Source organism: Robertmurraya sp. (assembly GCF_036676585.1).
Taxonomy (GTDB): Bacteria; Bacillota; Bacilli; order Bacillales; family Cytobacillaceae; genus Robertmurraya_A.
The window spans coordinates 1-16,230 of the sequence record NZ_JAKFCQ010000049.1 but is presented as its reverse complement, the minus strand read 5'-3'; the positions used below and the strand labels follow the sequence as shown (position 1 = coordinate 16,230).

17 protein-coding genes, 4 tRNA genes and 2 pseudogenes are annotated in these 16,230 nt (G+C 36.3%); 6 read left to right on the top strand and 17 right to left on the bottom strand.

Annotation, left to right across the window (positions count from 1 at the left end; all coding sequences use genetic code 11):
* Positions 1-150: 150 nt before the first annotated feature.
* From ACGLXV_RS05915 to ACGLXV_RS05905, 3 genes are all read right to left on the bottom strand, one after another.
* Entirely contained in the window at positions 151-567 is a 417-nt protein-coding gene (locus ACGLXV_RS05915) for a DUF7674 family protein (protein WP_391557912.1), read from the bottom strand.
* A 130-nt stretch (positions 568-697) separates the two neighbouring features.
* Positions 698-985 carry a hypothetical protein gene (locus tag ACGLXV_RS05910; protein WP_391557911.1) on the bottom strand — a complete coding sequence of 96 codons (288 nt, stop codon included), beginning with the start codon at positions 983-985 and terminating at the stop codon, positions 698-700.
* 191 nt (positions 986-1,176) lie between these two features.
* On the bottom strand, positions 1,177-1,335 hold the full coding sequence (locus ACGLXV_RS05905; protein ID WP_391557910.1) for a DUF3973 domain-containing protein: 159 nt from the start codon (positions 1,333-1,335) through the stop codon (positions 1,177-1,179).
* Positions 1,336-1,458: 123 nt separating this feature from the next.
* Between ACGLXV_RS05905 and ACGLXV_RS05900 the strand changes: the two genes are divergently transcribed.
* Entirely contained in the window at positions 1,459-2,433 is a 975-nt protein-coding gene (locus tag ACGLXV_RS05900; protein WP_391557909.1) for a DUF5667 domain-containing protein, read from the top strand.
* Positions 2,434-2,741: 308 nt separating this feature from the next.
* Here the strand turns inward: ACGLXV_RS05900 and ACGLXV_RS05895 are convergent, their stop codons facing one another.
* Both ACGLXV_RS05895 and ACGLXV_RS05890 read right to left on the bottom strand, forming a co-directional pair.
* Entirely contained in the window at positions 2,742-3,071 is a 330-nt protein-coding gene (locus ACGLXV_RS05895; RefSeq protein ID WP_391557908.1) for a hypothetical protein, read from the bottom strand.
* 136 nt (positions 3,072-3,207) lie between these two features.
* Complete coding sequence (locus tag ACGLXV_RS05890) at positions 3,208-3,786, bottom strand: hypothetical protein (RefSeq protein ID WP_391557907.1); 579 nt, start codon at positions 3,784-3,786, stop codon at positions 3,208-3,210.
* Positions 3,787-4,020: 234 nt separating this feature from the next.
* On the opposite strand from ACGLXV_RS05890, the gene ACGLXV_RS05885 reads away from it, so the two are divergent.
* From ACGLXV_RS05885 to ACGLXV_RS05870, 4 genes are all read left to right on the top strand, one after another.
* Positions 4,021-4,095, top strand: a tRNA-Asn gene (locus tag ACGLXV_RS05885).
* 5 nt (positions 4,096-4,100) lie between these two features.
* Positions 4,101-4,189, top strand: a tRNA-Ser gene (locus tag ACGLXV_RS05880).
* Positions 4,190-4,193: 4 nt separating this feature from the next.
* Positions 4,194-4,273, top strand: a tRNA-OTHER gene (locus tag ACGLXV_RS05875).
* A gap of 6 nt (positions 4,274-4,279) precedes the next feature.
* Positions 4,280-4,355 (top strand) — tRNA-Ala (locus ACGLXV_RS05870).
* Between the two features lie 101 nt (positions 4,356-4,456).
* On the opposite strand, the gene ACGLXV_RS05865 is transcribed toward ACGLXV_RS05870, so the two are convergent.
* From ACGLXV_RS05865 to ACGLXV_RS05815, 11 genes and pseudogenes are all read right to left on the bottom strand, one after another.
* Positions 4,457-5,497 (bottom strand): S-layer homology domain-containing protein, encoded by a 1,041-nt coding sequence (locus ACGLXV_RS05865; RefSeq protein WP_391557906.1) that lies wholly within the window; start codon positions 5,495-5,497, stop codon positions 4,457-4,459.
* 222 nt (positions 5,498-5,719) lie between these two features.
* A complete protein-coding gene (locus ACGLXV_RS05860; RefSeq protein ID WP_391557905.1) occupies positions 5,720-6,286 on the bottom strand; it encodes an SMI1/KNR4 family protein in 567 nt (188 codons plus the stop codon).
* 162 nt (positions 6,287-6,448) lie between these two features.
* Positions 6,449-6,685 carry a hypothetical protein gene (locus tag ACGLXV_RS05855; protein ID WP_391557904.1) on the bottom strand — a complete coding sequence of 79 codons (237 nt, stop codon included), beginning with the start codon at positions 6,683-6,685 and terminating at the stop codon, positions 6,449-6,451.
* Positions 6,686-6,867: 182 nt separating this feature from the next.
* Positions 6,868-7,440, bottom strand: a complete 573-nt coding sequence (locus tag ACGLXV_RS05850; RefSeq protein WP_391557903.1) for a hypothetical protein — start codon at positions 7,438-7,440, stop codon at positions 6,868-6,870.
* Positions 7,441-8,532: 1,092 nt separating this feature from the next.
* Positions 8,533-8,790, bottom strand: a pseudogene (locus tag ACGLXV_RS05845) (DMP19 family protein); the annotation flags it as partial.
* 311 nt (positions 8,791-9,101) lie between these two features.
* A complete protein-coding gene (locus tag ACGLXV_RS05840) occupies positions 9,102-9,371 on the bottom strand; it encodes a hypothetical protein (protein WP_391557902.1) in 270 nt (89 codons plus the stop codon).
* A gap of 768 nt (positions 9,372-10,139) precedes the next feature.
* Positions 10,140-10,661, bottom strand: a complete 522-nt coding sequence (locus ACGLXV_RS05835) for a hypothetical protein (RefSeq protein WP_391557901.1) — start codon at positions 10,659-10,661, stop codon at positions 10,140-10,142.
* A gap of 134 nt (positions 10,662-10,795) precedes the next feature.
* A pseudogene (locus ACGLXV_RS05830) lies at positions 10,796-11,092 on the bottom strand (alcohol dehydrogenase); the annotation flags it as partial.
* Between the two features lie 185 nt (positions 11,093-11,277).
* On the bottom strand, positions 11,278-11,841 hold the full coding sequence (locus ACGLXV_RS05825) for a CBO0543 family protein (RefSeq protein ID WP_391557900.1): 564 nt from the start codon (positions 11,839-11,841) through the stop codon (positions 11,278-11,280).
* A 62-nt stretch (positions 11,842-11,903) separates the two neighbouring features.
* Positions 11,904-12,365, bottom strand: a complete 462-nt coding sequence (locus ACGLXV_RS05820) for a CBO0543 family protein (protein ID WP_391557899.1) — start codon at positions 12,363-12,365, stop codon at positions 11,904-11,906.
* A 414-nt stretch (positions 12,366-12,779) separates the two neighbouring features.
* Positions 12,780-13,106 carry a hypothetical protein gene (locus ACGLXV_RS05815; RefSeq protein WP_391557898.1) on the bottom strand — a complete coding sequence of 109 codons (327 nt, stop codon included), beginning with the start codon at positions 13,104-13,106 and terminating at the stop codon, positions 12,780-12,782.
* 761 nt (positions 13,107-13,867) lie between these two features.
* On the opposite strand from ACGLXV_RS05815, the gene ACGLXV_RS05810 reads away from it, so the two are divergent.
* Positions 13,868-14,950 (top strand): hypothetical protein, encoded by a 1,083-nt coding sequence (locus ACGLXV_RS05810; RefSeq protein WP_391557897.1) that lies wholly within the window; start codon positions 13,868-13,870, stop codon positions 14,948-14,950.
* Between the two features lie 262 nt (positions 14,951-15,212).
* Here the strand turns inward: ACGLXV_RS05810 and ACGLXV_RS05805 are convergent, their stop codons facing one another.
* Positions 15,213-16,217, bottom strand: coding sequence for a C40 family peptidase (locus ACGLXV_RS05805; RefSeq protein WP_391557896.1), 1,005 nt, complete (start codon positions 16,215-16,217; stop codon positions 15,213-15,215).
* Positions 16,218-16,230 lie beyond the last annotated feature (13 nt).

Genomic DNA, 16,230 nt, shown 5'->3' with positions numbered 1-16,230 from the left:
ACTTTTCATCCATTTTAACATAAAATCCCATTGTTATTGTTCAACTATCCTTCCAATCGGAATAGGATGCCATCAAAAATGGCAGACATTATAACATGGAAGCAACCGTATTGAACTATGGATTTCCGTTAGTGGAATACCATCAAACTATTACAAGAGTTTTACATTATCTTTTCTTCCGTAATACTCCTCGATTTTCCTAGACAATTTTTTCGTTTCATTCCCCATATATTTCAGAGCATTTTTCAGGATACTTATATCATCACCTATACGAGCCATAACTGTCACGCTAACTACCTCTTGAATTTTGACATCCTCACTTAATGCCATGTTCTCAAGAAAATTAAAGATTTTACTGAGTAATTTCTCATCATCTTTTGTTAATTCTTGCGGTTTTTGGAGTAGGCTTATGAGAAATGGATTAAGTATATCACCAAAAGCTATATGTGGAAGGATTAGACCTTCTTCTTGCCATAATTCCTCAAGTTCTTTGTCGTAAAGTGGCTGCAATTGAGGGATTATTTTTAACATTTCTTGAACGATGTTGTTGTAGGTTAAATTCATCATTTCGTCATCCTTTTAGTGAATAAGATTCTTATTTTTATTCGATTAGCTTATTAAGCTATCCTGCCCAATAGCTGAACAATAGCTCTCATCCGTAAACCACACTATCTACTTCCGATAACCATCCAAGCAATCATGGAGCGTAATTAAAAATACTGGTTAAATCCATAATATTATAAAAATAAAAGAAAACAGGGTAGAAAATATGAAGAGTAATCAAAGCAATAAGTCCATTTTTAGTAATCTTATATAGCAAAAATCCAAACAAACCAAACATAATTAAAAACGCTAAATAGTTTAGAAAAACATTTGCTAAAACAAGCCCCAACGGAATCCACGGATTAATATTTCTTGTTATCACATAAACAATCAAAAAAGAAATTGCGAGACAGCTTCCCCAAGAATAAAGAAAACGACCCAATACTAAACCTCCCCGAACTTTTACTTTATTTTACTATTAAATACGTGTGTTTTTGCTCCAAATTGTTAAGTTGTTTATTCCGCTATTCTGCCCGTTACTGAAGTAAAACAAAAAAAGCTACCGACGTAGCCCATATTGAAGTATAATCTCAATTGAAAAAAAGCACCTAACTGTTTTCTATATCAGACACTTCATTTTTGTGCGTCAGACGTGGTCGATAGTTTATTTTTATCGCAAATTCCCACCTGTACTTTCTCTTTTGTAATTAAATCTGATCTAAAACCAGTTTCAAATATTTTTTCAGCAGTAAAATCCTCATGATATCCTTCGCACTTTAAACAGAAATACATCCCCCATATGCACCTCACCCATGTCTCATTAATTTATTTAATTCGACAAAAACCCCCATAATTTTTTCCCCTAGACGAATCTTATTGTGTACATACGGGACAACACAGAAAGGGGATCAAAAAGTGAAAAAATTAGTTATGAGCAGTTTTTTAGCAAGTAGTCTTCTATTTGGTGGAATCGGGGCAGCTTTCGCTGAGGATGCCGCGGTAACATCAAATACCACAGAGGCAACCGAAACCGCCCAAACCACGGATACCGTAGAGGCAGGAACGTTACCAACCGACTTCTTCTACTTCATGGATAAATTGGAAGAACAAGTCCAGTTGTTGATCGCTTCCGGAGATCAAGAAGAAGCCAAACACCTTCTCGACCGCGCAGAAGAGCGCCTAGCTGAAATCAGCACCTTAGTGGAAAATGGAGATCAAGAAGAAGTGGCGGATGTCGTGGAAGATTATGAAGATGCATTGGAAGAAGCAGGGGAAAAAGTTGGGGAAGTCGTGACTGACGAAGAGACAACAGATGAAGAAAAGATTGAGATCGAAGAAGAAATAAAAGAAGCGACTCAACCTACTCCTGAAGTGGCAGATGCCTTAGAAGAAGAACAGCAAGAAAAATTAGCCGATAAAGTAGAGCAAGTAAAAATGGTTCCAGCGGTAGCAGGCATTGCTCCAGAAAAAGTAAGCGAATTGCGCAATCAAGGATTTGGTTACGGACAAATTTCAAAAATTGTCGCCTTTGCCGAAGTCAGTGGGAAAACCGATGCGGAAATTGTTGAATTGGTAAAGTCTGGCGTAGGTTTCGGAAAGATCGCAAAAGATTTGGGGCTAAAGCCATCCCAAGTGTGGGGCAAAAAGAAAAGTGTAGCTTCGGAGACAACCACCGAACCAACGACTGAGCCTACAAACGAACCAACAACAGAACAGCCAGCTGAACAACCAGAAGAAACCACTACAACCGAACCTGCGACTGCTCCTGCTAAAGTAGAACATAAAGTAGAGCATAAGGTCGAGCAAAAAGGCGAAAAGAAAGAAGAAAAGAAAGAGAAAAAAGAGGAACACAAGCCGGACAAGACTGAAAAAGGGAAAAAAGACGAATAAAAAAAACGCACCTTTAAAAGGTGCGTTTTTTATTCGTAATATTGATATTAAAATTTAATTAATATAGTTTAATTTCCAATATAGAATATAAAACAAATTTAGTTTAAATAACATATATATACAACCCCTTTTTGGCATAACTCCCAGTTTTTGTCCTCGCTGTTAGTTTGGTTTAAACGAACCTCCCTAGCGCCTTATTGAACATTCCTGCCCGTTACCGCATCAGCGAAGCAGGGGGCGGATGCCGATCCCGTCACCAGCTATCGATCTCCGTTAGTGGAGTAAAAAATCATCAGAAAGGGGTAGTGTTATCTCAAGGACTTTTCATCCCTAACGTGTTCAATTTGCTCTAATATCCACGTTGTATCTCCGTCTTTGCTATAAGAAGCTACGTATGTTTTATCTACTTCAATTAAATTCCAAACCATCGGTTCCTCAACGATTATCTTTATGGCTTTATCTTTAGTGGAATTTTTGGGGTCGTAAGCCATAATCCAAGACTCTTTATAATCATCCGAATACCCCTTTTCGATTACGTGGATCTGTGACCCTGTGGATTGTTTAAGTGAAGGTGTTCCAAACGAACAACCAGCAATCAAAAATGTCATAATCATAAATAATAAAGTCAATTTTTTCAAAAGTTTTCACCCTCTCATCGGTTTACAAATAAAGGAAGTTGCCTCACTACACTAAATTGTCCTTAACGGAGCAACAAGTCTACCTGACGCAGCCCTGTTTATCGAACAATCGAATCCCTTTAGTTGAATAAGCAATTTAGCACTCGATAGCTGTTATACCTTCTTTGTTTAACTTACTAAAGTTATACAAGTCCCCATCATCAAACCCAGTAGCGAATACAATAAATTCTTTTCCTTCTAGAAAGTTTGTTGAATTGGATACTGCGTATGTATTAGCAAATATGATTGTTGTAGCAATGGTTAGAAATAAGCCTACTTGAAAGTTATCTTGCAAAGAACTATACAAGTTGTTATAAAGTGCTATGTTAGGGTATCTACCTTCAGGAAAATAGTCATTGTTACAAGCCCAGTCTTCATCATCATAATCCCATTCCTTCGAACCTGTAATATATAGTTGGATGCTATCTTCGGTCTCATAAAGTCCAAAATTAAAGGCTAGGATATCATCTTGCGCCTTTTCTTTATCAAATAAGTCATTAAGCCATCCCTCGAATTGCTTGTAACTGTTATCTATTTCTGTTTTATAGCCAAAAATATCATAGCTGTCTTTAAAATTCATAACATATTTCTCAACTAAGTTTTTACCGTTCATTAAAGTAGGCATTTCATTGATGAAATTGCGTAACAACTCGTCCGTTTTATCTAAATTACTCATTACATCTACCACCTCTTTAAAGTGCTTTATACAAGAAATTATAGCACCCCTTATTGAAGAAAACTGACCAAACCTCAATAACAAAAAGGAGCAGCGATGGCACACTACTCCTGAACATTCGAATCCTGTTAGTCCAACAAGGCATCAAGACTCTTTTCTTTGGTTTTCATGCCATTAAATTACCTTTGATCTTGCTCAAAGCTCATAATATAATCATTCTTGTTGATAAGATATTCCTCAGTAGCTCAATGGTGGAGCAACCGGCTGTTAACCGGTAGGCTGGCGGTTCGAGTCCGTCCTGAGGAGCCAAATATGGAGGAATACCGAAGTGGTCATAACGGGGCGGTCTTGAAAACCGTTTGGGTGCAAGCCCACGTGGGTTCGAATCCTACTTCCTCCGCCATACCGCCGGCTTAGCTCAATTGGTAGAGCACCTGACTTGTAATCAATCAGGGGGTTGAGGGTTCAAGTCCTTTAGCCGGCACCATTGTATGGGGCTGTAGCTCAGTTGGGAGAGCGCCTGCCTTGCAAGCAGGAGGTCATCGGTTCGATCCCGTTCAGCTCCACCATACATAATGCAAAAAGCTGTTTCCGAGGATACAGCTTTTTTTTCTTTTTTATTGAGCAAACGAATCCCGTTCAATACATCTCTGATTACACTTCTCTTTGATTAGAAATTTACATTTTCTTCAACAACAAAAGTATTAATTTTAATGTATTTTCTATAACTGTTATAACTACCCGAAACTACAGGAACGTAACCCGATTGACCTTCCTTGTTAAGAGTTACACCGATGGTAAAAGCATTCGTAGCAGGAAGTTCATAGTATTCAGGAATACCCTCCTTCCAAGGCATAAAATATTTTTTTATATCACCATTTGTTCTATCGTAATAATTAACAATAACAAATTCGTTGTCCCTTGTGGGTTTGGGAAGATACACTCTTACCTTCCCATTCTTGATTTGTGTCTTTTTTATCAAGTGGTATGCTTGAATGGACAAGTTGTGAAATTGCTCCTTTGTGTATCCGGTAGGTGGTTGGATACCGTCAGCCGCTTCCTTAATCTTTTCTTGAAGCAGAATATTAGGATGATCTTTCTTCAAAAGTTCTTGGTATTGATCATTTATTGGCTTCGGATTTGTTAGAACAGATGGTCTTGGTTTCAAAACTACCAAGTAATTGTCTTTTAAGGATTTTATAAACGAAATCGCTTCTGCACGAGTAAGTGCATCCTCTGCTCCGTAACCCCCTACAGTAAATGATGTTTTCCCTTTGCTGAGTTTGTTTATAAGCAACCATCTAATACTTGGATTTATATCAAAATTCATACCTTGACTGGATGTAATGATTTGAGCTACTCTACCTCGATCAATCGGCTGATTTCTTTCCTGAATACTTTTAAATCCCTTATTAGGATAGTTAAGTTGATTTAGTTTGTTATAAACACCATCAGCCCAATGCGAATTCCCTTCTGGATTAGATATTTCCTGCCCAAACGCTCGAAGCAGAAGGGAAGCGAACTCTGCTTCGGATACCATTTTATTAGGTTTGAAAGTACCATTTTCATATCCTTTTGTAATATTATTCGATACTGCCCATTCGATTGTACTTTCAGCCCAATGTCCCTTAATATCGCTGAACTCTGATTCTCCAAGAGCTGAACTTTCTAATAGAAACAAGGTGATCAATATAAAAAATAACTTCTTCATTTCCCCACTCCTAGAATTTGACTGCTAAACCTTATTTGACACAAGAGTATCATTATCCTTTTTATCGACAAATGACATTTTATTAGCCCATAAGGAAGAGGTTATAATGATCAAAACTCTATTTCATCAGCTTTAGTTATTGCACAATCCTGCCCAATACTTCAATAACAAAAGGAGCAACGATGGTACACTACTCCTCAACAATCGATCCTCTCCCTCGGCTTAGTCTTGAGTTGCATCAAATTTGAAATCGCCACTTTCAAAAACATATTCTGCATCATTTGATTCAAATGTTCGAACAAGATGCTCGAACCATTGTCTATAATTCTTTGCTAATACCTCTCGTTCTTCCGAATCGTGCCACATACTGATGATTTGACCGTTCTTACCTTTGTTAGTCGGTGCTAAATCAAGACAATGATGATCACCGCAACCGTTATATGTTAATGGTATCCACGCAGGTTGCCACCAAACGTTCGCTACCCCTTCTTGGGGTTCTACATCCCATTCCTTAAATGATTCTTTATCATTTAGTTCTTTCCAAACATTCCATTCGTCCAAAATCCGTTGTGTAGAGAGCAACTCCCATCCTGCAACAAGCCATTGGGAGTCACCAGATTGTCCGTTATGAATACGTAACGATTCTTTTAAGTCTTCTGGTAGTGTGACGCCCAGAGCAGTTTCTAATTCTGTAATTTCCGACTCGCTCGCTCCGGGGTTTAAATCTTCTAACACATCTGGTGCATGATCTTTAATCCAACTCTCCATTCTCTCCCACAATAATTTCATTGGATTCCTTTCCTTTCGTTTAATGTCTTTGTAAGATTCCGTCTAATCAAATAATATCGATATACCCGTGCAACCTCAATACGATTGTTCCACTAAACTGCTAATAGCGGAATAACAAACAAAGGCTGTTGATGCAGCTCCTGTGGAAGTAACGATCTCCGTTTAGCGGAACAAAGATATAATCCACTTCGCAACTACATAAAGCAATATTAAACCTATAAAAGTCATAAATAAAAGTAAAGCAATTGAACCTCCTACAACCTCGAAGCCATAATGTGAAGTGATTCCTTGTTTTAGTTCTTGCCTTTTAAGATATTCTAAATAGGCAAATCCTCCACCTACGATTATCAAATGAGTTGTTATTGAAAAAATAATTGCTTGAATAATCGTTGATTTCATTTTCATAAACCTCTAATTTCCATTTTCATTAAGATAGATAGTTCTCCAAAAATGATGGCATTACCTTCTTATCTACATACTTTTTCAGGTTCCTTTCTTAAAGATTACTGCCCAATACTTCAACAACAAAAAAGAACAGCAATGACATCACTGCTCCTCAAAAATCGAATCCCGATAGTCAATTAAACATTATTTATCTTCCTTCTCAATTCCTCCACTATTTTAATCATTTGTTGAGGATAATCCCTTGGTGTATTCTCATCCAATCTTTTTTCCTCGAAAATTTTGTAATCAATTAGTTTTTGAAAGTAGTGGTTTGCTTCGGTTAGCATTGATTCTATAAATTCCTTTTCAGGAAGTATAGCTGATGCATAAACAAGCTCTGAATCCCATTCATGAAAAATAGAAAATTTCATTTGATTGTTATTGATCGATTCAAGTGTTAAAATTTCAAGATCAATACTATACATCATTTCTACCTTCCCAACATGTAAATAATCTTCTATTGCGTGAATAAAGGTAGATTCCCACAAGCTAAGCCCACTTGGAACCTCAAATCCAACAACGACCATTTCATTGTATTTTATCGTGATAAGCTGTTGAATATGTTCTGGTGTGAATTTTCGATGGTCAACTATTTTTCTAATATTAGATAAGTCGTCTATTTCAATATATTTTGCACTTGGATTTTCCATATAATATGGATCTGAATAATCATAGCTCTCCAATTCTAAATATGTTTTAATTTCAAACATAATCAAACTCCTCTTAGTAGTATCTATTCATTTTTTATTCAAGTAACCCCGTTACCGGAATAAAACAAAAGAGTTGCAGTAGCAACCCCTTATCGAAGTAACGATCTCCGTTAGCTGAACAAGTGCCGATAGACAATATGATTTCTTAACAGGCAGCATAATAAAAGAATAAGGAGACTAAATTATGCATTTTGACGGAATATCCTCTTTCTTTTGGTTTTTCCTCTCAGTTGTACTCATCATTGTTATTTTGGCTCCGGTGGGAACCTTTATTGATATTTTAGTTAAACACATAACATCAGGGATTTTACAAAGTTCATTTCTTATAATAAACGAAATTATACTTTTTTTGATTTTTGCCTTTTGTATTTCCTATGTAGACGAATTATTTTTTACTGTAAATCTAACAACGTATGCTGAATTTAGTGTGTCTTTTTTCGTTTTTGTAAGTTTATATTTCATTGAGAAGGTTTGAGATTACGTCAAAGAACAAGATGAAAAAAATCAAAATTTACCAAATGCAACATCCAAGTAAGGCACTATCTCCGCACTCGTATCCTATAGCACGGTGAACCCATAACTTGTGGAATACTATTTTCTTCACTATCGAATCCCAATAGTTCAATAACACCCAATTATCCATCCTATTTATATGAGTGATGTTATCGGACGTTACCTCATTATTATTAGGCCCAAAAAACCAAAAATGGTAAAATATATAGAAGTTAACTTCCCAGAAAGAGGTGAGCAAAATATATAAAAAAAGAATTGGATGGGCTTGCTTTAGTATATTGATTCTTGGTATTTCATTCGCCCTGTATTATGGCTTTTGTCTAACCTTTCTATGGCTTCTAAACATCAGTTTCAAATGGAATCTCCCTTATTATCTGGCACTCCTAATCGCAATCATGTTGTTTACTTTAAACCTTATTATGCTGGTTTTCAAAAAGAAAAAAGAACATAAAAAGGTTTTAACCTTCTTCTTAACTCCACCAAACAAGCCTAAGTCCTTTTAAATGAATTTAGGCTTGTATATATATTGAAGTTATCGAACGTTCTTTAACTATCGAATCCCGTTAGCGTAATAAATAATTATTTTTTAATAATTCGGCGAACAAAGATTTCTAATTTAGATTCGAGTTCACTTTCCAACTCATAAAACTGTTCATCAATGGTTTCAAATATATCTTCGTATTCACCATCCCACGAGTCGATTACTTCATTTCTTTCATCAATGTCTTTCGAGGGTTTTCCGTTAGGAAATAAAGCATTCACCTTTTTTAGAAGATTGATTACATCTTCTACATTTAATTTATGTAGGTCTTCCAATGTATCCTCTAACGTATCCGCACCATGATTGTACTTATGATTCCGCCACCATCCACACTATCAATTAACCCTCTTACGTTGTACCACGTTCTTTCATCAGGGGTAAAACTGTCATATCCGTCTTTATCGAGTTTTTCAAAAAGATTGTGCCAACGTTCTTGCCAGTCTTCATACTTTAAACCACTATTTTCTGGTTCTCCTTCTTTAAGATTACTGTCCTCTCTAGCACAGCAAAAAGCAGGGGGCGGATGCCAATCCCGTTCCCCCGCTATCGATTCCCGTTAATATACATGTTAAAAAACACAGGAATATCCTGTGTTTTTTCAGTCGGTTTACCAAGTTAACCAACCACTTGTCTTTTGGTATTTGCGTACAAGTTCATATTTTTCGCAACGAATAAATTGTTTCATTTGATTCCTATATCTACGATAATCTGGTTTCCTCTCTGCCTTTGATTCTTCGTCATAGTGGCAACCTATTAATCCCTTGCGAAAATTTCTTAATTTTTCTGTTCTTGGGTCTTTATAATTTTTGATTTTTACAATAGTCTTTCTTAAGTTGAGATGCATTTCCCAAGACAGAATTTCTTCTTTATCAAACATATTCTTCCCTGTCACGTCGGGTTAGATTACGGCTTTAGCCATTAGTACCAACGTAACTAATAGAAGAAGACCTTCGGATTGTACATACAATCACCTCATTAATTAGATATTTTTATTTTAACATGGATTAGTAAGCGATTTGACCGATTTTTTACTATCTACCAAATAGTTCGCACCAAAGCACCCCATTTAAATAGGAGTAATGATCTCCGTTAGAGCTTAATAACTAGAGTCGATAATTTCTACAGAAATGAGTCTTGAAATTGAAATGAATAGGAGTTTCTCTAAAATAAAGCACTCTTTTCTAACCTTACACCTTTAACCTTTTGGCATTCCGATAAACAGCCATACCATACAGGAAATGGTTAAAAATTCCATGAAGGCATTCAGCGAACCCATGCTATCGGTCCACAAATTACGCCATTCTTTTGACAAAGTACCACCAAGAAAAGAAAGACTAGGCTACCTTGCAAAAAACAGATGTGTCATTTGGATCCAAAACCCACCATGATGTACAATCATATTGATGCTTCACGTAAGGTTAAAGCTCTGAACTGAATGGAAGGGACGAGAATTAGGTATAAAAATGGCCTGTACCTTAGTTAACAATTGAGAGTATAGGCTTTTTCAATTTCTGTTATTCGATTTCGTAGTTTTTGATGTGGGCGGTCTGTATAGATGTCCACAATACAAAAAAACCTGTAATTTTGTATATCATTGAGAAAAACAAAAAATTACAGGTTAAGTTGACTTTAATACAGCTTATATTTAATTTGAAAATTGATCATAAGGTATACTCTTTAACATCTGAATAGCCTTTTCTTTGTCGCTGAAGGCATCAGAATTCAACACTTTTGACAGGATTTCTAAGTGCTTATAGGCATTTTCAAGATTATCCCAGTCTTCTTGAGTTATAGTTTTATTATTAAGGACATTGATATTAAAATTATTAATTTTTACTGTGATATTGCTTGTAACGGTAGAAAGATGGGAATCGGTATTATATGTTTTTATAGCAGTAGTGTCAAAAAAACTACTTAATGTTGAAGCGATATGAGCACTTGCCGTTGCATTAAATAAATCTTCTTTATTAATTGTAGTTCTATTTTGTAATACATTATTAAGAAATGATTTGGTGACATTAATCCTATTAATATAGTCATTGGAAAGTTGAATATAGGTGTTAGATGTTTGCTCGTATTCTTTTTTTAACGAAATACTATAGTAAGTAATACCAAAATTAAATATCAGACTACATACAAGGATGATATAGACCCATTTTTTGTTCATAGGATACTCCTATTATCTCTTATTTAAAATATGATCAACTGTTGCTAAACCGGACCAGCCGTAAATCGTAACAATGTTTCCGTAGGTAGATGTTGCACTATAATCTTGATATTGGGCTTTATACATTACTCGTCTCCAAAACCAAGAGCTTCATTTTTCTTATTTATTGATCGACTCAATACAGTTACTTCAGCACCCATTGCATGTGCAAATTGAATAGCTAGGTGACCAAGACCTCCCATCCCCACAATGGCAACCTTCTTCCCCAGTCCGGTGTTCCAGCGCTTCAAAGGAGAGTATGTGGTGATACCTGCACACAATAGCGGGGCTGCCACATCCAAATCCAGAGCGTCTGGAATTCGGACAACTAATCGTTCAGTTACAACAATTTTTTGGCTAAATCCTCCGTAGGTTGGATTCCCATCGTAGTCTTAACAAACTTTTCACAAAGCAAATTCTTCGGTAACTCATGTAAAACAATATCTCTTATGTTACATGCTCGGTGATCTGAGGACAAACAAAAACTGTCGTCTAAATTAGGAACGGTACGAGGGGAGCAATCTGAGTTATTGTGTTATCTTCTTTTGTTATTTTCCAAGTACCCTCATTTAATAGCTCAATCATTTTTGATTTTCTCAAATTCGTTCCTTTTACTAATGAAATAGGCAATTAAATAAATACAAATTAAAATCGGAAAGGAATAAATATATTTCCATTTTTCAGGCTCATAGACTTTTAACCACACAAAAAGTGGTTCCCCAACAAATGAACTTAGAGCAGCAAAAACAATTCCTTTGATTAGAGGATTCATTTGCGGTTTAAATTGTAAGAACAACATGACGGTTACGGGTAAAAGTGTGAAATCCCATGGAATGAAAGCAGGTAGTGTAGGAATCACGTCATAATTATAATGCCAAAAACCACGAACAACTCCAACAAAATCCAACCATGAACTAATTATAATGACAAACATTCCTGCTGTAATTAATCGAAAAGTGCTATCTTTTTTTCGAACATAAAACCAAATGACCCATGGGATAACCGTTAAGAAAACCCCTAACCACCATTGCCAAGTAAACACAACATGATCAATCCACAATTCTAATTTATCATCATGTACAGCAGCGATTCGGTCATATACTTTATCAGCTTTTTTCAGATAATCTTCGATATTTGGCATTTTATCAACCCTTTAAATTATTGGATTTCAATAATCATGATTTAAAAATTATCCCAACGATTCTATTCTTCCCTTTTATACCTTTCTATCCATTTATTATGATGATAAAAACACCAAAACAAAATCCAATCAGAAATATAGGAAAATCCCAAACTCCACCATAGTCCATGTTTCATGTACCCAGTTTTTAGAGCGACCCATTCAAGCAATATCGTGAATATTGTCCATTTGAATATGTAATACATCTTATTTCCAAAGGATTTTGTTTTTGGAAAATATTGTAGGTAAAAATAGATCACCACTAGATAGATTCCGAATTCATCGAGTATCTTTGTCCAAAACCTTTCCTTTTTGGTGGGTACAGGATACTCCCAAAGCGGGTAAATATCGATGATAAAATCTGTCACAAAGCCAAGTATCATTCCGAAATAACACGTAGAAATGAAAATGTGAAATTTATTTTTATTGGCAAAAAGAAAAAAACATATCCACGAGATCACAAATAAGATTTTAAAAAAAACCATCCCAATCCCCTCGATTCCGAAACTAAAGTTTACAAATAGTATTCCTATATTTTGTTTGCAAATTTTGTCGAATATAAATACAGAAAATACAAAATTGTGTAAACTATGTCGTGAACATTTATAGTTAACGACAAAAAGCAATTTAAAGCGATCCCCTTTTAATTTTAGATACTATTGTTAACGCCAAAAAATATTTCACAAACTTATTTACCCATTTGTTATCCACTTTTAAATCAGTTCAAACTTAGTATAATAATTGGTTAAACCACATAAAAATACATTACAGATGGGTGATAAAAGGATTTAGCTATTACGCATTCCTGACCTATAGTTGAGTAACGAAAAAACGGCTGCCGTTAAGCAACCGTATTTAAACTATGGAATCCCGTTACTTTAATAACCTCAAACTTTTTCTTAATCCGTCCCACGAATAGTCCATCCTGATCCATAAGGATTGGTTGGACTGCCCGAATCGTACGGATTCCTAGCTCCATACAGATTGTTGATTGAGTCTGGTAAATAAGGATTTCCGTAACGACCATATGGGTTGGAAATGGAATCGGGGGTCGTAAGGATTACTGCTGAGTTTCCCTCGATAGTTCCCGTCTTGGTCATAAAGAATAGGGGTATCGGATTCATTACTGAATTGGGACTGTAAGGACTTCCGTATTTGCCATACTCATTGTGAATGCTATCGGGATCATAAGGGTTCTCGTACCCGGAGTAGGGATTGCTGGTCAATCTTCCAATTTCCTCCCCCGTTTCGGAACCATAATCCTGCACATGAGAGTAGAAAGAGCGTGTGGTGCCTCCAAAAGAAGTTTAATCCCTTTTATAGTGCCATCACTTATTAAACTAAACTGCCAATCTTCAATAACAATAAGAAAAAAGAGCTGCTTTACAGCTCCTAAAATATCGAATCCCGTTTGCGGAACAAAAAGATTAGATTCTAAAAAATGATTGGACGTATTGGAGAATCGTGGATTATCGAACATATTGAGGTTGACGTAGCATCTATTAAACGAAAGGTGAAGCAGTCTCATAGAATCATATATCATGTACATTACGTGAAATATTTTTTCAGTTTTTAAGTTTTGCTATTCGTTTACCAACAAGATTTCCTCTCTTTAGTTTTTGAGGAAATTTTATTAAATTACTAAATTTCGGCTTTACTTCTTTTAAATCGAAATTTATCATCTTCCGACCTCATTTATTGCTTTTGTTAAGACTATATCAAAAACCATGACTTATTACGTTAATCTGCCAATAGTTCAGTAAGAAAAAGGAGGAGCAGCCATGACAGCCACTCCTCCCTCCATTCGGTGTATCCTTCCCTTTTCGCCTAGACTTTTTTATGACTATTCCGCTCTATTTCCATTATTTCACTGATGAATTTTTGTTAAAACTTTTGTATAAATAGTACATGCCCTATCGCTAAATCTATAACCTCGAAATCTGTTAATCTATCACATCATGAAAATCATTAAAGGAGTTTAGAGCTAATGAAAAAATGGTTTGTTCTTATCTTGTCATTTGCTCTTCTGTTAACAGGTTGTGTACAAAATGCTCCGTTTGTAGCAGATGCTTTGAAAAAGAGCTTTCATACCGCTTCTTATGAGGCAACGAGCACTTTTACCTTAGATACAAACTTACCTGTGGAAGACAAAAACGTTAGAGAATTTTTACAAATATTAAAAAACGGTGTCAATGTTCAGATTGAGCAGTCCAATGAACGTAATGCTCATCTCAGATTATCTTTGGTGGACCCCAAACCCATTTTGGGTACGACCCTATGGCCTCAGAAGGTGAAGCCATCATTTGATTTATACGTTCAGGGAAATGATACTTTTTTCAAATCGTCTGTTGATCGTAAGTATTTGAGCATACCTGCAGAAAACTCAATGACTCCATATGGACTAAATGCTCTTCCCCAAAAATTAATGGAAGATTATTTGGTTGAAACTAAGTTTAATTTGAAGAATGCCGGTATTATGGGGAAAAAGACGATAATATTACCAAATGGGAAAAAAGAGAACACCACTCACGTCAGACTCTTCTTTGAATTGGATGAAGCATTGGACTGGCTCTCTTATACTCTCCAGTACATGAGCAACCATCCAGAACTTGAAACACAATTTAATAGCTTAAGTTCAAATATGCCTTCAGGCGAAATAGATGGAAACAGTCTAAAGCAGACCTTAATGGATATGGCTGCCGAGCTGAAAGCATTAGATGTAAACCAATTGAAAAAGGATGGATGGGACTTTAATCTCATACTTGAATTCTGGATCAATTCAGATAAACATATTGTTCAAAGCAACAGCACAGCATTAATGAAAATGCCTGCTTCTGTCTTCTATGATATGGGAATCATTACAAAAGCAGGGTATAAATCTATTTACTTTAAAGTCAATTCCAAGGACCAATACTGGAATCAAAATAAGAAAGTAGTATATTCCCTTCCAAAAAAGAATCAAATTATTCCGTTTGACCAATTGATGGAGAATCCTCAAAGTATAGACAACTTTTCTACAGGCAGTCCGATCCGAACACTAGGTGAATCTGTTCTGTTGCCAATGGAATAAACACTTTTATACCTGATGGTTCAAGAAAAAAAGATGTCTTTGTGATTAAGGAAAAGGACGGGAAATCCCCGTCCTTTTTCACGTGTTTAGTACGATCTATATTCAGTCAAGAATTATGTAAAAATTTTTGCATCAGGACTATGAGCCACTTATGGCTCTTTTTGTGATGCTATCCTGCCCTTTAGCGCAGCAAAAAAGCAGGGGATGGATGCCGACCCGTTCCCTGCTATCCGTTAGTTCAATCGCTGAAAACAGCGATCTTTTATTCTATGTATTGTTGGATCTCATTTTTATCTACGGTAACATCTTCAGCAGCCGATCCATTATCCGCTATCACTCGTTTCCCATAAAGAAAATGATGATTCCACCAACCTTTTTCCAGATTAGCATGCATTATTGAGTCCGTCACGCCAATCCCTTTTTGATAGGTATGAATGAACATGATCTCACCATTCGCTTTGACCTCCTTGACGATCCCCACATGTCCATTTCGACGGTAGTCATCTTTTGCATACTTTTTTGCCGTCCCGGCTGTCGAGAAAAACACAAGGTCTCCACGTCGCAACTCTTTCCGTGAAAGTACCTTGTCTCCATCATAGAGGAATTGCGGACGAGACGCCCTCTTTAAAGTAATACCATTTTTCCAAAAAACATATTGGGTCAATGAAGAACAATCAAACACATCTGTTCGCCCTGCTTTGGCTCCATACTCATAATCGACGCCATAAAACTTTTCGGCTAAATGAATGACTTCATCTACTTTGGCTTGCCATCCAGCCGGAGTTCCGGTTTGGGTATCTAAGGGAATGCCGGGACCTTCTTCTTGTGCTACCTCGTCAGGCGAAGTAGGCTCGATGATCAAATTTTCTGTAAGAATGATCGCCTTTTTTTCTTTATCATTCCATTGAACTTCAGCGCCAAATGCTTCTGCTGCATAACGTAGCGGAACATAAGTACGCGAGTCGATGATCTCTGATTCATATTGGCCGATCCGAAAATACAGCTTTTCCTTATCCTTATTCAACGTGATGCTTTGCTTTGTTTCATTCCATACCACTCCATAGCCAAGCTGTTCTGACAAAAAACGGACAGGAACAATAGTCCGGCCGTTCTCATTTACAAAGGGCCGTGCATCCGGAAAATCACTCGTTTTTCCATTTACGCTAACGGCTACACTTGTTCGCTCAGCTCCCTCAGCATTATTTACAGATCCCAAGTAAAAAGCGAGCGTAAGGCTTAACAGGGAGTATAGCCCAGTTTTTGACATGATCTTTTACCTC

Bases quoted from the DNA above. Each gene is read 5' to 3' on its own strand.
- ACGLXV_RS05865 (WP_391557906.1), bottom strand. From the start codon at position 5,497: ATGAAGAAGTTATTTTTTATATTGATCACCTTGTTTCTATTAGAAAGT.
- ACGLXV_RS05905 (WP_391557910.1), bottom strand. From the start codon at position 1,335: ATGTATTTCTGTTTAAAGTGCGAAGGATATCATGAGGATTTTACTGCT.
- ACGLXV_RS05890 (WP_391557907.1), bottom strand. From the start codon at position 3,786: ATGAGTAATTTAGATAAAACGGACGAGTTGTTACGCAATTTCATCAAT.
- ACGLXV_RS05835 (WP_391557901.1), bottom strand. From the start codon at position 10,661: ATGAACAAAAAATGGGTCTATATCATCCTTGTATGTAGTCTGATATTT.
- ACGLXV_RS05850 (WP_391557903.1), bottom strand. From the start codon at position 7,440: ATGTTTGAAATTAAAACATATTTAGAATTGGAGAGCTATGATTATTCA.
- ACGLXV_RS05840 (WP_391557902.1), bottom strand. From the start codon at position 9,371: ATGTTTGATAAAGAAGAAATTCTGTCTTGGGAAATGCATCTCAACTTA.
- ACGLXV_RS05825 (WP_391557900.1), bottom strand. From the start codon at position 11,841: ATGCCAAATATCGAAGATTATCTGAAAAAAGCTGATAAAGTATATGAC.
- ACGLXV_RS05810 (WP_391557897.1), top strand. From the start codon at position 13,868: ATGAAAAAATGGTTTGTTCTTATCTTGTCATTTGCTCTTCTGTTAACA.
- ACGLXV_RS05820 (WP_391557899.1), bottom strand. From the start codon at position 12,365: ATGGTTTTTTTTAAAATCTTATTTGTGATCTCGTGGATATGTTTTTTT.
- ACGLXV_RS05915 (WP_391557912.1), bottom strand. From the start codon at position 567: ATGATGAATTTAACCTACAACAACATCGTTCAAGAAATGTTAAAAATA.
- ACGLXV_RS05860 (WP_391557905.1), bottom strand. From the start codon at position 6,286: ATGAAATTATTGTGGGAGAGAATGGAGAGTTGGATTAAAGATCATGCA.
- ACGLXV_RS05855 (WP_391557904.1), bottom strand. From the start codon at position 6,685: ATGAAATCAACGATTATTCAAGCAATTATTTTTTCAATAACAACTCAT.
- ACGLXV_RS05805 (WP_391557896.1), bottom strand. From the start codon at position 16,217: ATGTCAAAAACTGGGCTATACTCCCTGTTAAGCCTTACGCTCGCTTTT.